The following is an 18,219-nucleotide window of genomic DNA, read 5'->3' as shown; positions in this document are numbered from 1 at the left end:
TGGCGGGTGGTCAAGAAGGACCCGCCCACCGAAAGATATGACTTCCGAGTTTCATAGCGTTACTCCTGTTGAGCCGTTCCTGCCCGCACCGTCTGGACGGTCGTCGGCGAGACGCAGAGTTTTTGCCCGATAAGCCGATTGGATAGAATGCTGATCGTTGGATCAGAGCAAGCCAGCGCTCCCCAACGCGCATGCCTGTCATGGAAGCGGCGACCGAAGCTCCTGATCTTGCCGCGCTTGGCGAGACTGCGCAGCGCACGCGTCACAGCCACCCGCTCGGCGGCGGGGTAGATCCATCGGGCCGGATCGTCGAGGCATTCGTCTTGGCAGCCATACACCATACAGGTCAGGAGCGCCGTACTCAGCGGTTGACCCGGCACCTTGTCGAAGATGTAAAGCAGCCTGCGCTGTATCCATCCCGGTCCCATACTCATTCTCACTTACCTCCAAGTGTTCTCTTATGGTCAGTATTGGGGCAGAACGAAACACTTACACAGCTCAGGGAAGCCACGGCGCTCGGCGTCATGATGGCCCAGTGCCGACGGGGCAAGCGCGCAGGGTCTGTTGAGTTTCGACGTGACAAGCTGTCACCAATGTCCCTTGCGCACGCGGCGCAAAGGAAGAGTTGACGAGAGAAATAGAAAAACTCGAATTTGTATTTATATCTCACGCATGCAAGGGACATTGGTGACAACTCGACCACCTTGAAGTCGGGCGGCGCGTAGCCGCTTGAACAGTTGTCGCCATTGTCCCTTGCGCGCACGCGGGTGCGACACGCTGCATTCTCTCGCCTGTGTTCGGTCGCGCGCGGCTTCAGACCCCTCACGGCTCCACTCCACGGCCGACAGCGTCGGCTATCGTCTGACGCACTTCGGCACGCCGAGTGGCTTCAGTCTTCGCCCTCTCGGCAAACTTTTGATGGGCCGCCGGATTGACCAGCCAGTGCGCGGGAGCGCCCCGCAATGGCGAGGGGGCACGCTCAAGCCAGCCGAAAGCCTCCAATTGCTCGAACACCGCCAGCCCCGCCTCAGGCGAGAGGCGGCGCATAATACGGTCGCCACGCTTGAGGTCGCGATTGGTGATCTTGGTCAGGCCGTGAGACAGGATGTATCCCGCGACTGCGGTCACGCAATCATGGTCATTCGAGAACCCAAGTACGGTCGTGTAAAACGCGATGGCGTGAGGCAGGAGGAACCCGTGCAAGAACGCGCCGACGCGCCGGGCCGTCGCCTCACTGATCACGGAGGGAACATCGCCGAAGCCCTCCATATTCTCGATGCAGTGCCAGATGACGCACAGCCTGGCAAAAATGCCATCGTACTTGCCGATGTGCGCGGCGAGCTTGCGATGGACGAACTCAAGGCTCTGCAAGTTGAGGTGCTTGACTTCCAATTCTTGTCGATAACGCTGCGCGCCGTCGTCAAAGCGAAGCGTCGCTTTGGCGAGGCAATGCAGATTGCGAACCAATGCCTCGTATTCGGCCACGACGGGCGAGGCGACCTCATCTCGTCCAGCCTTGGCAGGCGTCACGATGATCGGCAGCAGGCGCTGCAACAGTCCGTCATCCACGCTTTCGTCGGCGATCTTACGGATCGGTTCCGGCTGGATGCCGCCTAGGAGCGATATTGAAAGGTTCTCGATGAAGACGGCACCACGTCCGACCCGCTGCACCGAATAGGTCCCGCCGTTAAACGCCTCTAACCAGAAGGCACGATCCTTCGCCGAGCCGCGCCCGGCGGAGTATTTGTCCATGGAACCAAACCAGCCGGACAATTCATCCTGGTAACAGAGCAAGCCGTCGGGGCTGTCCTTGAGCACATCCTGCGCGGCTTCGATGGTGGTGTCTTGGAGAATGCTCCGCACCTGCTTCGGGAGCGCGGTCACGAGCTTTTCTTCCTTCGGCAGTTTGTCATATACGGCGCGCTGGTCGGCATAGTCGCGCGCCTGATCGGCGTCGATCCTGCGCAACGGGCGAGCTGCGGCTGCCATGATCGGGCTTTTCTTCGAGCTGGGCGCTCCAACGAGTGCCGCCCACAGCCGAGCGACCTCAAACCAACCGGCGTTGTAGCGCTTGACTTGCAGCCGCACTGTGTCGGGGATGGCCGCCGCGCAGACAACCAGCGCCGACATCGCAATTCCCGAGATGTCGGCACCCATGTCCATGCCTTGATCGTGTGCGAACCGTTCGACGACATCTGGCAGCAACCCACGCGTCAGCGACGGCGGGTCGAACTTGCCCCACAAATCGATCGGATCGACTAACATCTTCGGAGCAGTGCCGGTCACCTCGGTGTCTTCGACCTCATTCGCCTGCGGCTTGCCGAACTTCTTACGCGCGTAGTTGATCTCGAACTGGATTTCTGGATCATCCACATCGCCATCGCTATAGCGGGCGCACGCCGCTCTGATCGCAAGGTCGGGCCACCCCTTCCCGACCGTGCTCGCGATAAACCTCAACATTGGCTCGCGCCACCCTTTGCCAGGCGTGGCGCGGCTCAACTTGAGCAAAGCAAGTAACTCTTCATCGGATTTGCCGCGCTTCGGACCGTGATGGTCGGAGTACCCGGCAAACGGATCGCTCCTATCAGTATATGCTTGCTCGGCCGTCTTCGCGCCCAAGGGCTCGAATTCCGCAAGATCATCGCGCAGATCGATGAAGTCTCCGACGATTACATCGGCGCGATGGTCAAGGCCCGGCTTGTTCATCACCCAGCCGTAGTAATACGCCTGGCTCAGCGTGAAGCTCTCACTCGCCGCGATCTCATCCGCGCCAAGCTTGGCTTTCAGGAAGCCGTTGAGCCGAGCCACTAGCTTGGCGCGCATCGTGGCCGCGAGCGGCCGCGAGGCTGGCGCCAGAATGCGCCAGCGCGGGGCCTCAGGTGTATGCGAGGGCGAGGTGTAGACGAGCGCGAAGATGTCCATTTCTCTGACGGCGTTCAAGGCGTCATCGAAAGCGACGTGCTCGTCGTCGTAGTCCACCTCGATGCCGGTGATCTCCGTGACGTTGGCGTCATTGCGCAAGCTGCCCTCGACGCTGCGCTGATTGCCGAACTTCGCCAGCTTCAACCAGGGCAGCTTGCGTTTCTCACGCGCGGCGGCGTTCAAGACGCGCTCACGCAATTCGATCAAGGTCAGGTCCTCGGTGGTCCGGGTCTTGGCCGCGTGATCCTTGAAGAACGTGACGTGCACCTTCGCGGCCGCATCCACCTCGCGACCAGGCGCACCCTGCGGAGTTCCAGGATTTTCGATCATGCCTGCGCCTCCCCCGCGAACGCGATGTCCGCGAGCATGCGGGCGACTTCGGGTGAGAGCGCAAAGCGTTTGCGCAACTTGCGTGCTTGCAGTTCGATTGTCTGCGGCGGGATGTTGATTTGCGCGATGACTTGCGTGCACGCAGGCACGCTGCTATCAGGGAGCATTCTGTTATCCATCGTAATGATAAGGGGAGGGGCGGCTGGCGGGCCGCCTTTTCTGCGACTACGCGGCGCTGTTGGCCGTTTGCGCCGCGTCCTCGCGCGCACGACGCCACGCGACAGCCGCCTCGCGCGAGATCAACACACGGGTGCCGACGTTGAACGTCGCGGGCATCAAACCCAGCGGCCTCAGTTTGTAGAAGAGTTGCGTGCTGATGCGGTTACGCGCGCAGAATTCGTCGACGCTGTAAGCATCAGCGTCAACCTGCGCGAGGTTATGGATTTGCTTGCGGCCGGTAACTTCAGGGCGTGCCATTCTCTGCTCTCCAAATTCATACGAGTGCTTCGGAGACAGGATCGCGCATTCTCACGTTTTGAAAAGCCGCCCAAGGCGAGTTATCGAAAGGGTTGTGAGGTTATCGAAAGGGTTGTGAGGTTATCGAAAGACTTGTGCGACTTATCGAAAGGAAAATTTCGACGCTCGCTCAACCAAGGCAGGCAGATCAGAATTGACAGCTATCGGCGATTGGATGCGACGGAGAGCGCAATGGTTGAAGTTGGATCATGAGGCGAACCGTTCGAAAGGAACGATTTCCGATGAGCGCGGCGCATGATCGAAGTCGAGCAGTGTCGCGCGTGTCATCGCCTCGCTCAGATCGCCGATGATGTACCGCGAGTAGTTCTTCTCGATCATCGCGACCGACGTGTCATGGTGTGCGGCGACGACGCGCGTCGGCACCCGCGCCAACAATTGCCGCACGATCGACGAATGCCGCAGCGCATATGGCGTGATTTCCGCGCCAAGGCCAAGCCGCTTTGCAATGGGATGAAATCGGCCCGACAGCTTCGGAATGCGATCGATCAATCTATCATGCGGGGCCTTGCCCTTCGCCTGCCGCAGCAACAACGCGGCCAACCGGGGCGTTATCACCAGCGCACGATGTTCAATCTTGCGGCTCTTGCCCTTGCGGCTGCTCGGCATCATCAGCCTAGGTGCAGCAGGATTGCTGTCTTGCAAATCATCAGCGCGTAGCCTGAGCACCTGGCTCTCGCGGGCGCCCGTCTCAGCAAGAACGTCAATCATTACGCCGTAGTCATGGCTTACCTCGTACGAGCCGCGCACCAGAGCGACCACGTCCTGATCCGGGAGGATGACGTTCCGCGCGACTTCACTGTCGGGCAGCTTCTTCAAAGCGTTCTTCCAGGCGGCAGTATTGGCAATGCGGTTGTCGTTGCTCGCAGCGAGCGTCAGCGCTGCCTTTAACGAGCGAGCAACGCGGTCGGCGCTGGATGGCTTCAGGCCATCCTTGACGAGACCAGCACGCCAGTCACGCAATTCTCGTTCGGTCAGCAGCGCAACGGTCTTGCTTGCCAGTGAACCTAAATGGCGACGGACACCGGTGGCGTTGTACTTGCTGCCGTCGCGGGTTTTGAGATCGGCCTCATAGTCATTGACAGCTTCGGCAACATTGACCGGCTGTTCGGTGTTGCCTTCACCAGCGCGTCCCAGCTTCTTGGCGTGCTCCAACGCCTGCCAGTAGTTCATCACGCTGTTGCCATTTGCGTCCTCATGGTCGTCGGCAACTGCGAACCGCTTCAGCCAGCCGCTGCACTTCACTGACCATGTGCCAGGGCCAGCATTGCGGCGATATGCGAGAAAGATGCCGGGCGCGATCAGCGCCGTGTACGGCTTCTTACGCGTCGCGAGCTTCAACCGATTGGTGCGGTTTTCGAGTGATGCAGAACGTGTACGGCGAGCCATGACTTTCCCCTTGGTGTCCCCCGAAGTGTCCTCGCGATGGGGGTAGGCGGGCATGGAGCCGATTGTAGCTCAGTAGGTATAAACTAAGCAATTACAATGGATTAGTGGATGCGTGTGAAGCGCTATGGATTGTTATAGACTGTGAATTCCCCCCTTGTGGGAGAGGTCGGATCGCATCGATAGATGCGATCCGGGTGAGGGGTCTGTCTCCACGGAGAGAAACCCCTCACCCGGCACGATGCCGCTGCGCGCCATCGCGCCACCCTCTCCCACAAGGGGGGAGCGTGTACCGCCTACGCCGAAAGAAACTCCAGCACGATCTCGCAATAGCGTTGCGGGGCCTGCTCGAACATCGGATGCGTGGTGCCGGGGATCATCTCGGTGCGCGCGCCCTTCACATTGGCGGCAAGCGCGTGCAGCACCTTGGGCAGAATGCCCTTGGTGTTGCCGCCGCCGATGAACAGCGTCGGCGTCTTGATCGCCTCCGCGTCGGCCTTCGAGAACGGCGGGCGCTGGTCGCGGGTCTGGCCGAGCAGCGTGGTCGCGTTGTCGCGCAGGAGCTGTTTGGATGTCGCCGGAATCCGTTTCCAGGCGCCGGGGCCTTCGAGCGCGTCCATGAAGATCTGCAAGCCGCCGTCGATATCGCCCTTGGCGATCTCAGCGGCACATGCCGCGAAGCGCGCTGCCAGCGGCGAGGGGCCCGGCTTGAAATCCGGATCAAGGCTCTGGTCGAGCTCGCCGCCGGGCTCGGCAAGGATCAGCCTGCGCAGCAGGTCCGGCCGCCGCTGCGCGACGCGGAAGCTGATATGGCCGCCGCGGGAATGCCCCATCAGGTCGACCGGTTTGGTGTCGAATGCTTCGATCAAGGCGATCACATCGTCGACATGCTGCGCGATCGAATAGGTGTCGCCAACGCCGTCCCAATGCGCCGGAAAGAAATGCCGCAGGCTGACCGCGATCACGCGATGCCGCCGCGTCAGCGGGCCGAGCACCGCCGACCAGATCCGGAAATCGCACAGCGAGCCGTGCACGCAGACCAGCGGCGGGCCCTCTCCGATATCGAGATAGGGCATGTCGAAACCGTTGACGTGGAGGCTGTGCATTTGGGGCTCGCGGAGGGCAGGAGATGTTGTTGATTTGACCCAAGTTCCCACGGAATTCGGGTGGATAGCAACATTCTCCAAGCCTAGATTTCAGATCGACAGCAGGCTCAAACGTGTGAGCTGAAGGAATTTCTGGAGCGAGCCATGACCGGCCAGCATTTTGCAATCTTCGAGACCATGATCGGCGCCTGCGGCATCGTCTGGGGCGAGCACGGCGTCACCGCCGTGCAGCTGCCGATGGGCACCGAGGAGAAGACCCGCAAGCGCATCTTCCAGCGCAATGGCGACGTCACCGAGGCCGCGCCGCCGGCCGAGGTGCAGCACGCAATCGACGGCATGATCGAGCTGCTCGCCGGCAAGCCGAACGACCTCGCCGACATCGTGCTCGATCTCGACGGCGTGCCTGAATTCAACCGTGGCGTCTACGACATCGCGCGGAAGATTCCGCCGGGCAAGACGGTCACCTATGGCGACATCGCCAAACAGCTCGGCGGCGTCGAGCTGTCGCGTGACGTCGGCCAGGCATTGGGCCGCAACCCGTGCCCGATCGTGGTGCCCTGCCACCGCGTGCTGGCGGCCGGCAACAAGCCGGGCGGCTTCTCGGCCAATGGCGGCGTGGTGACCAAGCTGAAGATGCTGCAGATCGAAGGCGCGGTGGTGAACCACACGCCGAGTTTGTTTGATTGAGCGGAGGTCACCCTCCCCTGGAGGGGGAGGGTCGACGCGAATGAAATGAGCGGCGGGGTGGGGTGACGGTCTCTCGTATCGGGTGCTGCCCGTGTTGAGAGATCACCCCACCCCGTCTCACATCTCGCTGCGCTCGCTGTGAGCCGACCCTCCCCCTCCAGGGGAGGGTGGTAGAGAGGGACTGTCGCGAATTCAGCCTACTTCACCGTCTCACAGGCAAACCCGTTGCCCTTCCGCCTGATCTTGCCGACCGTCGGCGAGGGGAAGTGCGCGGGGCAGCACAGCGTATCGGTATCGCAATAGCGCTCGAGGAAGCTGCGCCGTGTCCTTGCGGCCTGCGCCTGGTCGACATCGAACTTCGCCGACAGCTCCGGATAATGCGTCTGGATCGGCGAGTGCATCAGATCGCCGGCAAACACCGCATCATCCTTGCCGCGGCCGAAGGTGAAGGCGACATGGCCCGGGGTGTGGCCGGGCGTCGGCAGGATGCGGACGTGATCGCCGATCGCAAAATCATTGCCGACGAGGTCGGCCCGCTTGGCTTCGACCACCGGCAGCACGCTGTCGACGAAGGGGGGGACCTCTGCCTTGGCGTTGGTCTCGGTCCAGTAGTCGAACTCGCTCTTGTCGAACACGTAGCGCGCGTTCGGGAAGGTGGGCACCCAGCGGCCGTTCTCGAGCCGCGTGTTCCAGCCGACATGGTCGACATGCAGATGCGTGCACATCACATAGTCGATGTCGCCGACCGAAAAGCCCGCTGCCGCGAGGCCGCGCAGATAGTTGTCGTCGGTCTTCATGTTCCAGCTCGGCCGTCCCGGCCGCGGCTTGTCGTTGCCGATGCAGCTGTCGATCAGGATGGTGTGATGCGGCGTCTTCACGATGTAGGACTGGAATGCCAGGATCAGCGTGTCGCTGTCGTCGAGTGCGCCGGCCGCTTTCATCCAGGCGCGGTTCTCCGCGAGCAGCTCCGGTGTCAGTCCGGGCAGCATGTCGAGCGCGGGCAGGAACAACCCTTCGTCCTCGACAATGCGATGAATGGTGAGATCGCCGGCGGCAAATTTCAGGCTCATGGTGATTCCTTGGCGTTGGCGTTTGCGAGCGAAGTCCGGTTGGCGTGAAGAGAACGCGTAGAAAAGCTGGTGCGCGTCGCGCACGGCGGGAATTCTGATGTTGGCGAGGATATCCATCGCCGCAAGGTCTTGCTCCGGCGGGCCGTACCGGGCTGCCGTCATCATCATCACAAAGTCGAGATCGGAGACGGTCAGCGCGAGCACCAGGCTCGCGCTGAAATCGAGAGGCGGGGACGCGTTAGCGGATCGTCATTCTCCCCGCGCTTGGCTTTGCTACGCCGCAGGCGGGGCCGAGATCTTCACCGACGGCCGCTCCAGCATTTTCTGGTAGAACGCGTCGAGCTTGGGATAGGTCTTGCGCCAGCCGCAATCGGCAAAGCGGAAATCGGCATAGCCGAGCACGCAGACGAGGCCGATCTGCGCGATGTCGAACGACGAGCCGTTCAGCACGTCCGGCCGGTTCTCGAATCGCGCCATGCCGGCCCAGGCCCGGTTCCAGTGATCGTCATACCAGGCCTGCCACAGCGAGCCCTGCGGCCGCACCATCTTCTCGTAGCGGCACAGCAGCATGGAATCGAGCATGCCATTGAGCAGCGAATGATCGGTCTTCAGCTGCCAGCGCCGCGGACCGTAGCCCGGGATCAGCCGGCCGCCGCCGATCTCGTTGAGATATTCGACGATGACGTAGGAATCCAAGATGACGTCGCCATGGTCGAGGATCAGCACCGGCAATTTCTTCAGCGGCGAGATCTTGGAATATTCGTCATTGGCGGTGCCCGGCGCGACGCTGGCTGGCACGAACTCGATCTTGTCGATCAGGCCGAGCTCGATCGCCGCGATCCGCACCTTGCGGGCGAACGGGGAGGCGGGAGAGAAGGTGAGTTTCATGGGAGGCCCCTGGAAATATACGCTGGGTATCTCTCTTCCGTCATTGCGAGCGAAGCGAAGCAATCCATTGCTTCCGAACACGCGGAAAGATGGATTGCTTCGTCGCTATCGCTCCTCGCAATGACGGCGGTGACGCTGACCGAGCCTTACGCCGCGACGATTTCCTGGCGCTGCTCGCCGAGGCCTTCGATGCCGAGCGTGACGACGTCGCCGACATTGAGGAAGGTCGGCGGCTTCATGCCGAGACCGACGCCGGGCGGGGTGCCCGTCGTGATGATATCGCCGGGCAGCAGCGTCATGAATTGCGAGACGTAGGAGATGCATTTCGCCATCGTGAAGATCATGGTCTTGGTCGAGCCGGTCTGGCGGCGCTGACCGTTGACATCGAGCCACATCGACAGGTTCTGCACGTCGGCGATTTCGTCCTTGGTCGCGAGCCACGGCCCGACCGGACCGAAGGTGTCGTGCGACTTGCCCTTGGTCCACTGTCCGAGGCGCTCGGTCTGGAAGTTGCGCTCGGAGACGTCGTTGCAGACGCAATAGCCGGCGACGTGGTTCAGCGCGTCGGCTTCCGAGACGTACTTGGCGCGGGTGCCGATGATCGCAGCGATCTCGACTTCCCAATCCAGCTTGGTCGAGCCGCGCGGCTTCTCGACCGCATCGTTCGGGCCGGACAGCGAGGTATTCGCCTTCATGAAGATGATCGGTTCGGTCGGGATCTGAGCGCCGGTCTCCTTGGCGTGGTCGGAGTAGTTCAAGCCGATCGCGACGAACTTGGAGATGCCGGTGACCGGGGCGCCGAAGCGCGGCTTGCCGGAGACGGCCGGGAGGGAGGCGGGATCGAGTGCGGAAAGCTTCTTCAGCGAGTCCGGCGTGTACGCTTCGCCGGTCAGGTCCTTCAGATGGGCCGAGAGATCGCGGAGCTGGCCGGATTTATCGATCAGACCGGGCTTTTCCGCACCCTTTTCGCCATAACGAACAAGCTTCATGTTGATCACTCCCTACGATGTCTTGAGGATTGTTACTGGTATACCTCGACATGCTTCATGGAACAGCGCGCCCGGAAATTCAACCGCCATGAGCGCGCTGCATTGCTGCCAAGCCTTATTTCAAGGCCATTTCGGGCCGATCACCCCAGCGCGACGAACCTGAACGCGCCGCCGTCGCGCTTGATGTGGCCGGCATTGAAATGCCCGCCGATCACCAGCGTCGGTGTATCGGCAAAGCGCGAGAACAATTCGCGCCGCGTCACTGCCGATTGCTTCTGGTCGGAGTCCGCGGTCGACGACCAGTCGAGGTGATACATCTGGCAGGGATGATGCGCGACGTCGCCGGTCAGCAGTCCTTCCGCGTCGCCGGACTTGATGTGGATGCTGATATGGCCGGGGCTGTGTCCCGGCGTAGGGATCAGCGTGATCTCCTCGGTGAGGCGATGATCGCTCGGCACCAGCTCGGCCTTGCCGGCATCCGCGATCGGCTTCACCGAGTCGGCGAACACGGCAGCATGCGTGGCATCGTCGCTGTGGTTGCGCCAGTGCTCGAATTCGGTCCTGCCGAACACGTAACGCGCATTGGCGAAGGTCGGCACCCATTTGCCGCTGACGAGTTTCGTGTTCCAGCCGACATGGTCGACATGCAGATGCGTGCACAGCACGGTGTCGATGCTGTCAGGTGCAAAGCCGGCTGCGGTCAGCTTCTCCAGGAACGGATCGTTGCGGTTGTTCCAGGTAGGCACGTTGCGGCCCTGCTTGTCGTTGCCGAGCCCGGTGTCGACGATGATGCGGTGCTCCGGCGTCTCGACCAGCAGCGAATGGATCGACATTTTCAGCCGGCCATCCTCATTGGCGAAATGCGGGATCAGCCAGGGCAGGCTCTGGATCTCTTCCCGGCCGGCCAGCGGCAGGATGAAGCGTGTGCTGCCGACGGTCTCGAGCTCGACGACTTTTGTGATCTTGACCTTGCCGATCGTCCATTGCATGCGGCGTGTCCTCCTTTTTTATTGGTCTATCACCTGACCATGCGGGTTCCCGCGCGCTGGTGCAATGGATCAAGGCCGCGCTGCCCTTCACCTCAGCCCGCCTGCGGGGTGAGGGAGAAGAGCGCGCGTGCCTGTCACCGCGCGCAGTCGACGATCACGGTGCCGATCTTGTCGCCCTTCTCGACGGCGAGATGGGCCTCGGCGGTCTCCGCCAGCGCGAATTGTCCGGCAATGTTGTGCACGCGGGGGCCCGACGCCAGCCATTTGGTGATGTCGGCCTGCGCGGCCGCGAGCAGCGGCGGCGGCAGCGCGAACAGCACCAGCGAGCGCACCGTGATGCACTTTTCCATCAATTCGCGCACCGGCAACACGGGCGTGCGGTTGCCGTTGGTGGCGTAGACCGCGATCGTCGAGTTCAGCGCCATGATCTTCAGCGTGGTCGCGAGGTTGCCGCCGAAGTCGACGTCGATCACGCGGTCGACGCCGCGGTTCTCGGTGAAGGCCATGACCTTGGAGACGACGTCCTCGGTGCGGTAGTTGACGACCGTGTCGGCGCCGGCAAGTCGCGCCTCCACGTCCTTGACCTGCGAGCTCACCGTCGCGATCACGCGCGCACCGCCCCATTTGGCGAGTTGCACCGCATAGTGGCCGACGGCACCGGCGCCACCGGCGACCAGCACCGTTTGGCCGGAGATCGGACCGTCGGCAAACAGCGCGCACCACGCGGTCATGCAGGGGATGCCGAGCGTAGCACCGGCCGCGAACGACACGTCCTGCGGCAGCGGCGTCACCAGGTAGTCGGCGAGCGTGATGTACTCGGCCGCGGTACCAAAGGCGCGGCCGTTGCGCTGGCCGTTGAACAGCCAGACGCGATCGCCGACGGCAAAGCGCGTCACGCCTTCACCGATCTGGTCGATGATCCCGGCGCCGTCGCTGTTCGGGATCACGCGTGGAAACTCCATCGCGCGATAGTTGCCGCTGCGGCGGCCGACATCGGCCGGATTGACGCCGGAGGCTTCGAGGCGAACCCGGACTTCGCCCGGGCCCGCGTCGGGCGTCGGCATCTCGCCGACGGTGAGCACCGTCGGCGCCGCGCCGGTTCGTTCGTACCAGACGGCTCTCATCTAGCGCCCCTTTCCGAAGTTCGTGAACTCGTCCAGCGGACTCTTGCGCGAACTTCGGAGAGCAAGAGGGCGCTAGCAAGACTCATGAATCTCTAGTGCCGCTTGATCGATTTGAAGTTCCCAATCGGCCTCGCCGCATACAGTGCAGGAACTTCAAATCGGCGGCACTAGAGGGTGCCGGGGAAGGCGCCGCCATCGAGCAGCAGGTTCTGCCCGGTGATGAAGCCGGCCTTGGCGCCGCACAGGAAGGCGCAGGCGTAGCCGAATTCGTCGGGATGGCCGAAGCGGCCGGCCGGGTTCAGCTTGGCGCGCTCGGCCAGCACCTGCTCGGCCGAGATGCCGCGCTTTTCGGCCTCGGGCTTTGCTGTGCCGCGCAGACGATCGGTCTCGAACGGGCCCGGCAGCAGACCGTTGATGGTGACGTTGTTGATCACGGTCTTGCGCGACAGGCCGGCGACGAAGCCGGTGAGGCCGGCGCGGGCGCCGTTGGACAGGCCGAGAATCTCGATCGGCGCCTTCACCGCCGCCGAGGTGATGTTGACGATACGGCCGAACTTGCGCGCCATCATGCCGTCGACGGTCGCCTTGATCAGCTCGATCGGCGTCAGCATGTTGGCGTCGATCGCCTTGATCCAGTCGTCGCGGGTCCAGTTGCGGAAATCGCCGGGCGGCGGGCCGCCGGCATTGTTGATCAGGATGTCCGGTTCGGGACAGGCCTTGAGCACGGCCTCGCGTCCGGCCGGCGTCGTGATGTCGCCGACGATCTCGGTGACGGTGATGCCGGGATGCGCCTTCCGGATATCGTCGGCGGTCTGCTTCAGCGCCTCGGCGCCGCGCGCCGTCAGCGTGACGTGCACGCCCGCATCGGCGAGCGCAATCGCGCAGGCGCGGCCCAGTCCCTTGCTCGATGCGCAGACGATGGCGCGGCGGCCTTTGATTCCAAGATCCACGAGTTCACTCCCTGTGATGTCGGATTGGTTTGTAGAGTTTCGCTGGCGCCAGTCTAGCCAAGCCCGGCGGCGCCGGTAAGGGAGGTGCAATGCATAAGTGCATGCCGGACAGGAGCAGCCCGGGTGAGCCCGTTGGTTAGATACGCTGCTCGCGCCGCAGCCGCTCGATCGCCATGGTGGCTTCGGGCGGTAGCGACCGGAAGCCGGCCTGTCCGGCGGCGGAGAACCACGGCCGCAACTGCGATCCGTTGAGGAATTGCGGCTGTCTCGCCGGCGGCACCAGTTGATCGAACACCAGCACCAGCGTGGTCACGACGAGGCCAACCCTGATTGCGCCGAGCAGCGCGCCGCCGAGACGGTCGCCGATCCCGATCTCCGAGCCCATGGTGTCGTCGAGCATCGTCCGCGCCACCTTTCCGAGAATGACGCCGATCAGAAGGAAGAGACCGAACAGCAGTACGCCGTTGGGCGGAAACGGCGACGACGGCAGCGCTGCGATGTGGGGCCCGACCATCGCCAGCAGCGCGACCGCAAGCGGCATGGCAACGAGATAGGCCAGGATGGTGACCGCGCTCCGCAACAGGCCGGTCGTGAAGCCGGTGACGACCGCGAACAACAGACCGAGCGTCACGACGATGTCGAAGAGGTTCATGGATAAGGAATTCCTGCCCAATCTCCTACGGTCCCCTGGTTGATCAAACCTGCTTACATCAGGGACAATTGTCGCTATCACTCGTCCGCTTCAATCCGGGAACCTGCCGATGTCCGACCTATTCGATGTCAGTAAAGAAATCATCCTCATCACCGGCGCCTCGCAGGGGCTCGGGCGGCAGTTCGCCCGCGTGCTCGCAGCGCATGGCGCTGCGGTGGTGCTGGCGGCACGCCAGACCGCTAAGCTGAAAAGCCTCGCGGAGGAAATCAAGGCCAAAGGTGGCCGCGCTGCCGCGGTGCAGATGGATGTTGCAGATATTTCCGGGATTGCGAAAGCGCTCGACACGGCGGAATCCGCACTCGGTCCGGTCTCGGTGCTGATCAACAATGCCGGTATCGCGATCGAGAAGCTCTCGACCGAGCAGACCGAAGCCGATTGGGACGCCGTGATCAACGCCAATCTGAAAGGCGCTTATTTCCTCGCGACCGAGCTTTCGCGGCGCATGATCCTGCGCAAGCAGCCGGGCAACATCATCAATGTCGCGTCCGTGCTCGGGCAGGGCGTGCTCAAGGCGGTCTCGCCCTATGCGATCTCCAAGGCCGGCATGATCCAGGGCACCAAGGCGATGGCGCTGGAACTCGCCGGCAACAACATCCGCGTCAACGCGCTGGCGCCGGGTTACATCGACACCGAGATGAACCATGAATTCTGGTCGACGCCGTCAGGCGAGCGGCTGGCAAAACGGATTCCGCAGCGCCGCGTCGGTGCTGAGACCGATCTCGACGGCGCGATCATGCTGCTCGCCTCCAACGCCTCGCGCTACATGACCGGCACGGTGGTGACGGTCGATGGCGGGTTTTTGCTGAATTAGCTCCGTAGCCCGGATGAAGCCGCTGTCATCGCCCGGCCTGTGCGCAATTGCGCACATGGACCGGGCGATCCAGTTGGCCGAGGCCTTTCGGCTCAAGCACGGCCGTCTCTGGAATACTGGATCACCCGCCTGCGCGGGTGATGACACTGCGCAAGCTGAGGCCGTCTGCACGATTTCTGAATAATAGAACAGTACCGCTGAGTTGCCCGACGAGTCAAGTTGCCCTGTCCGCCGGCTACTTTGCATGGGGTTGTTTTCGATATTTTGGCAGTGCGCCCCTGCGACGGCAGTCTCACAGGGTGGGCAAGGGCGCTCTCGCGCCCTGCCCATTTGGTTACCGCATCTCCGCCTTGATCATGTCGGCGGCCTTCTCGCCGATCATGATGGTCGGCGCATTGGTGTTGCCGCCGATCAATGTCGGCATGATCGAGGCGTCGACCACGCGCAAGGCCTCGAGCCCGTGCACGCGCAGCTTCGGATCGACCACCGCGAGTGGATCATCCGTGCCCATCCTGCAGGTACCGACCGGGTGATAGACGGTGTCGGAGCGTGCCCGCAGGATGCTGCGGATGTCGTCGTCGGTGCGGACATCTGCTGTGAACATGTCCTTCTGCTGCAGCGCGCGCAGCGCCGGCGTGTCGAGCAGTCGCTTCGTCATCTTGAAGCCCGCGACCATGGTCTCAACGTCGCTGTCCTCGCCGAAGAAATTCGGATCGATCGCGGGGGCCGCGAGCGGGTCGGCGCTGTTCAGCCACACGCTGCCACGGCTGGCCGGGCGCAGCAGGCAGACATGGCAGGAGAAGCCGGTGCCCCAGCGCGGCTTGCGGCCGTGGTCTTCCACCATGGCCATGCAGAAATGCAGCTGGATGTCGGGGACGTCGAGCTCGGGTCGCGTCTTCAGGAAGCCGCCGCATTCGGCGACGTTCGAGGTCATCGGGCCGCGCCGCTCGCGGCGGTATTGCCCGATGCCCTTGAGGATCCGCCCGATGCCGCTCCACGATAGCCCCGAGAAATAAGGTGCGTCGGAGGCGAAGCCGAACACGAAATCGGGATGATCCTGCAGGTTCTGTCCGACACCCGGCAGATCATGCACGCTGGCGATCCCGTGCTTGCCGAGCGCGGTGGCGTCGCCGACGCCCGACAGCATCAGCAATTGCGGCGACTGGAACGCGCCGGCCGAGAGGATGACCTCGCGCCGCGCGCGCAGCACCTTCTTCTCCTTGCCCTGCATGTATTCGACGCCGACGGCACGCTTGCCCTCGAAGATGATGCGGGTCGCCTGCGCCTGCGTCTCGATGCGCAAATTGGGCCGGCGGCCCATGTGGGGATGGATATAGCCGCGCGCGGCGCTCCAGCGTTCTCCATTCCGCTGGGTCACCTGGTAGATGCCGAGGCCTTCCTGCTCGGCGCCGTTGAAATCGTCGCGGATCCGGAACTGCGCCTCGCGCGCGCCCTGCAGGAACGTCTCCTTGACCGGATTGTCGGACTGCAGGCCCGTGACGTTGAGCGGCCCGCCCTTGCCGTGATATTCGCCGTCGAGCTCGGTGTTGTTCTCCGAACGCTTGAAGTAGGGCAGCACGTCGGCGTAGCTCCAGCCGGTATTGCCGAGCGAAGCCCATTGATCGTAGTCGGCGCGATGGCCGCGGATATAGACCATGGCATTGATGGCGCTTGAGCCGCCGAGCCCCTTGCCGCGTGGCTGGTAGCCGATGCGGCCGTTCAGGCCCTTCTGCGGCACCGTGTCGAACGCCCAGTTGTTGAGCTTGCTCGAGAGCATCAGAATGATGGCACCGGGCGTGGTCACCACCCAATTGTCGTTCTTGCCGCCGGCATCGAGCATCGCGACCGACGTCGCCGGATCCTCCGACAACCGCCCCGCCACCGCGCAACCGCCGGAGCCTGCGCCCACCACCACGAAATCGAATGTGTCAGTCACGTATGTTTCCCCCAGTTTCTTGGCGTCATTCCAGGGCGATGCGCCAGCATCGCACCCGGAATCTCGAGGTTCCGGGTTCGCTTCGCGCCCCGGAACGACAGTCCCTAAGACAACAGCCGCATCAGCTTCTCCAGCCGCGCGATCTTCGCGCCATAGGGCGGATAGAGATCGGCAAGCCGGTTGAAGCGCGAGCGATAGAACACCGGCTTCAGCTTGGTCAGCGTCTTGAATCCCCATTCGCCGTGATAGGCGCCGGTGCCGGACGCGCCGACGCCGCCCATCGGCTGATAGGCCTGCGCGAAGTGGAACAGGCAGTCATTGACCGTGACGCCGCCCGACACCGTGCGCGCCAGCACCGCATCGCGGGCGGCGTTGTCGGTGCCGAACCAGTACAGCGCCAGCGGGCGGTCGCGCCGGTTGATGAAGCCGATCGCCTCGGTTGCGTCGCGGGTGCCCATGACCGGCAACAGCGGTCCGAAGATCTCCTCCTGCATCACGGTCATCTCGGGCGTGGCATCGACGATGACGGTCGGCGGGAATTTGCGCCTTGCCTTCCACTCGGGATCGTTCGGCGCGGCCGGCTGCACGATGGTCGCGCCCTTCGCGGCGGCGTCGGCGACGAGGCTCTCGAGCCGGGCGTAGTGCCGGTCCGAGACGATCGAGGTGTAGTCGGGATTTTTCGGATCGGTGCCGAACATGTGCTGCATGTGGCCCTGTAGCCGCATCGCGAACGGCTGCACCGAGGCTTGCGGCACCAGCACATAATCGGGCGCGATGCAGGTCTGGCCGGCATTGAGCAGCTTGCCATAGGCGATGCGCTGCGCGGCCTCGTCGAGGTCGGCGGAGCCGTCGACGATTGCGGGCGATTTGCCGCCGAGCTCGAGCGTCACCGGTGTCAGGTTGCGGCCGGCCGTTTCCGCGACCAGCCGGCCAACGCGGGTCGAGCCGGTAAAGATCAGATGATCGAACGGCAGCGCGGCAAAGGCCGTTGCGATGTCGTCGTCGATATCGGTGACCGCGAGTTCGGTGGTGTCGAATTTCTTCTCGATCACCTCGGCCAGCAGCTCGGCGAAGCGCGGCACCAGTTCGCTCGGCTTGATGATGGCGCGATTGCCGGCCGCGATCGCGGCGACGGCGGGCGCCAAGGTCAGCTGCAGCGGATAATTCCAGGGCGCGATGATCCCGACCACGCCGAGCGGCTGCGGGATCAGCCGGTTTTTGGCCGGCGCGAACTGCACCGTGGTCGGGATTCTCTCGGGCGCCATCCAGCCCTTGAGGTGTTTGGCCGCATGCTTGATCTCGCCGAGCACCAGCATGGTCTCGGCGATCGCGGTCTCGACGGTGGAGCGGTGGCCGAAATCGGCCGAGATCGCCGCCTCGAATCGCGCCTCGTTCTCGGTCAGCGCGGCGCGCAGGCGGCGCAGCCGGTCGAGCCGCGCCTGCAATGTCGGCGCTGGCTCGCTGCGCGACAGCTCGAACTGGCGGTGAAAGGTGTCCTCAAGCGCATGCAGCCCCGGGCTCTTCAATGGCCGGTCCATGGCGTTTCCCCTCGAATGACGTGTCCTTGACGGATTTTGTTGGGCGCCAAGCTCCGCTTTTGCGCGCGATCTGGCAAGAGCCGGTTCCCGGCGGTAGATTTGCCAGGAAAACCGCCGATTTCGGCGTCACAAAATCCTCAAAAACCCGCATCCGGGGCTTTCCAAACCGTACTCACGTTGATACATACCCCTCGCACCCGAACGGCTTCGGCCCGGGTCGCCTTCTCAGGAAGCCCTCTGGACGGAT

The 18,219-nt window shown here is 63.2% G+C and carries 17 protein-coding genes; 2 read left to right on the top strand and 15 right to left on the bottom strand.

The genetic code is table 11. The annotated features are described in order from the left end of the window. Window positions 1-59: 59 nt before the first annotated feature. From BraRD5C2_RS27660 to BraRD5C2_RS27635, 6 genes are all read right to left on the bottom strand, one after another. Window positions 60-434 carry a hypothetical protein gene (locus tag BraRD5C2_RS27660; RefSeq protein ID WP_223974124.1) on the bottom strand — a complete coding sequence of 125 codons (375 nt, stop codon included), beginning with the start codon at window positions 432-434 and terminating at the stop codon, window positions 60-62. A 388-nt stretch (window positions 435-822) separates the two neighbouring features. Continuing rightward, window positions 823-3,252, bottom strand: a complete 2,430-nt coding sequence (locus tag BraRD5C2_RS27655; RefSeq protein ID WP_223974122.1) for a DUF3987 domain-containing protein — start codon at window positions 3,250-3,252, stop codon at window positions 823-825. Then, window positions 3,249-3,419, bottom strand: coding sequence for a hypothetical protein (locus tag BraRD5C2_RS27650; protein WP_223974120.1), 171 nt, complete (start codon window positions 3,417-3,419; stop codon window positions 3,249-3,251). The genes BraRD5C2_RS27655 and BraRD5C2_RS27650 overlap by 4 nt, the downstream gene beginning before the upstream one ends. A 58-nt stretch (window positions 3,420-3,477) precedes the next feature. Then, complete coding sequence (locus BraRD5C2_RS27645; RefSeq protein ID WP_223974118.1) at window positions 3,478-3,729, bottom strand: hypothetical protein; 252 nt, start codon at window positions 3,727-3,729, stop codon at window positions 3,478-3,480. A gap of 246 nt (window positions 3,730-3,975) precedes the next feature. Beyond that, complete coding sequence (locus BraRD5C2_RS27640) at window positions 3,976-5,175, bottom strand: tyrosine-type recombinase/integrase (protein WP_223974116.1); 1,200 nt, start codon at window positions 5,173-5,175, stop codon at window positions 3,976-3,978. 293 nt (window positions 5,176-5,468) lie between these two features. Then, window positions 5,469-6,278, bottom strand: coding sequence for an alpha/beta fold hydrolase (locus tag BraRD5C2_RS27635; RefSeq protein WP_223974115.1), 810 nt, complete (start codon window positions 6,276-6,278; stop codon window positions 5,469-5,471). A 144-nt stretch (window positions 6,279-6,422) separates the two neighbouring features. On the opposite strand from BraRD5C2_RS27635, the gene BraRD5C2_RS27630 reads away from it, so the two are divergent. Then, window positions 6,423-6,965 carry a methylated-DNA--[protein]-cysteine S-methyltransferase gene (locus BraRD5C2_RS27630; RefSeq protein ID WP_223974113.1) on the top strand — a complete coding sequence of 181 codons (543 nt, stop codon included), beginning with the start codon at window positions 6,423-6,425 and terminating at the stop codon, window positions 6,963-6,965. 197 nt (window positions 6,966-7,162) lie between these two features. Here BraRD5C2_RS27630 and BraRD5C2_RS27625 read toward each other — a convergent pair whose 3' ends face one another. The 7 genes from BraRD5C2_RS27625 to BraRD5C2_RS27595 form a co-directional block, all read right to left on the bottom strand. After that, window positions 7,163-8,035 carry an MBL fold metallo-hydrolase gene (locus BraRD5C2_RS27625; protein WP_223974111.1) on the bottom strand — a complete coding sequence of 291 codons (873 nt, stop codon included), beginning with the start codon at window positions 8,033-8,035 and terminating at the stop codon, window positions 7,163-7,165. A 273-nt stretch (window positions 8,036-8,308) separates the two neighbouring features. Next, entirely contained in the window at window positions 8,309-8,923 is a 615-nt protein-coding gene (locus BraRD5C2_RS27620) for a glutathione S-transferase family protein (protein ID WP_223974110.1), read from the bottom strand. A gap of 146 nt (window positions 8,924-9,069) precedes the next feature. Further along, entirely contained in the window at window positions 9,070-9,912 is an 843-nt protein-coding gene (locus BraRD5C2_RS27615) for a fumarylacetoacetate hydrolase family protein (protein WP_223974108.1), read from the bottom strand. A gap of 140 nt (window positions 9,913-10,052) precedes the next feature. Beyond that, window positions 10,053-10,901, bottom strand: a complete 849-nt coding sequence (locus BraRD5C2_RS27610; protein ID WP_223974106.1) for an MBL fold metallo-hydrolase — start codon at window positions 10,899-10,901, stop codon at window positions 10,053-10,055. A gap of 134 nt (window positions 10,902-11,035) precedes the next feature. After that, complete coding sequence (locus BraRD5C2_RS27605) at window positions 11,036-12,025, bottom strand: NADPH:quinone reductase (protein WP_223974104.1); 990 nt, start codon at window positions 12,023-12,025, stop codon at window positions 11,036-11,038. Window positions 12,026-12,192: 167 nt separating this feature from the next. After that, on the bottom strand, window positions 12,193-12,975 hold the full coding sequence (locus BraRD5C2_RS27600) for an SDR family oxidoreductase (protein ID WP_223974102.1): 783 nt from the start codon (window positions 12,973-12,975) through the stop codon (window positions 12,193-12,195). Window positions 12,976-13,111: 136 nt separating this feature from the next. Further along, window positions 13,112-13,627 carry a CvpA family protein gene (locus tag BraRD5C2_RS27595; RefSeq protein ID WP_223974100.1) on the bottom strand — a complete coding sequence of 172 codons (516 nt, stop codon included), beginning with the start codon at window positions 13,625-13,627 and terminating at the stop codon, window positions 13,112-13,114. 109 nt (window positions 13,628-13,736) lie between these two features. On the opposite strand from BraRD5C2_RS27595, the gene BraRD5C2_RS27590 reads away from it, so the two are divergent. Then, window positions 13,737-14,498 carry an SDR family NAD(P)-dependent oxidoreductase gene (locus tag BraRD5C2_RS27590; RefSeq protein ID WP_223974098.1) on the top strand — a complete coding sequence of 254 codons (762 nt, stop codon included), beginning with the start codon at window positions 13,737-13,739 and terminating at the stop codon, window positions 14,496-14,498. Window positions 14,499-14,832: 334 nt separating this feature from the next. On the opposite strand, the gene BraRD5C2_RS27585 is transcribed toward BraRD5C2_RS27590, so the two are convergent. Next, entirely contained in the window at window positions 14,833-16,434 is a 1,602-nt protein-coding gene (locus tag BraRD5C2_RS27585; RefSeq protein WP_223974096.1) for a GMC family oxidoreductase, read from the bottom strand. A gap of 104 nt (window positions 16,435-16,538) precedes the next feature. Continuing rightward, window positions 16,539-17,972 carry a coniferyl aldehyde dehydrogenase gene (locus tag BraRD5C2_RS27580; RefSeq protein ID WP_223974094.1) on the bottom strand — a complete coding sequence of 478 codons (1,434 nt, stop codon included), beginning with the start codon at window positions 17,970-17,972 and terminating at the stop codon, window positions 16,539-16,541. Window positions 17,973-18,219: the final 247 nt, after the last annotated feature.

Origin of the sequence: Bradyrhizobium sp. RD5-C2, from assembly GCF_019972155.1 — a bacterium.
GTDB lineage: Bacteria > Pseudomonadota > Alphaproteobacteria > Rhizobiales > Xanthobacteraceae > Bradyrhizobium.
Note: the sequence above shows the minus strand (reverse complement) of the source record. Positions and strands in the feature narration are given on the sequence as shown.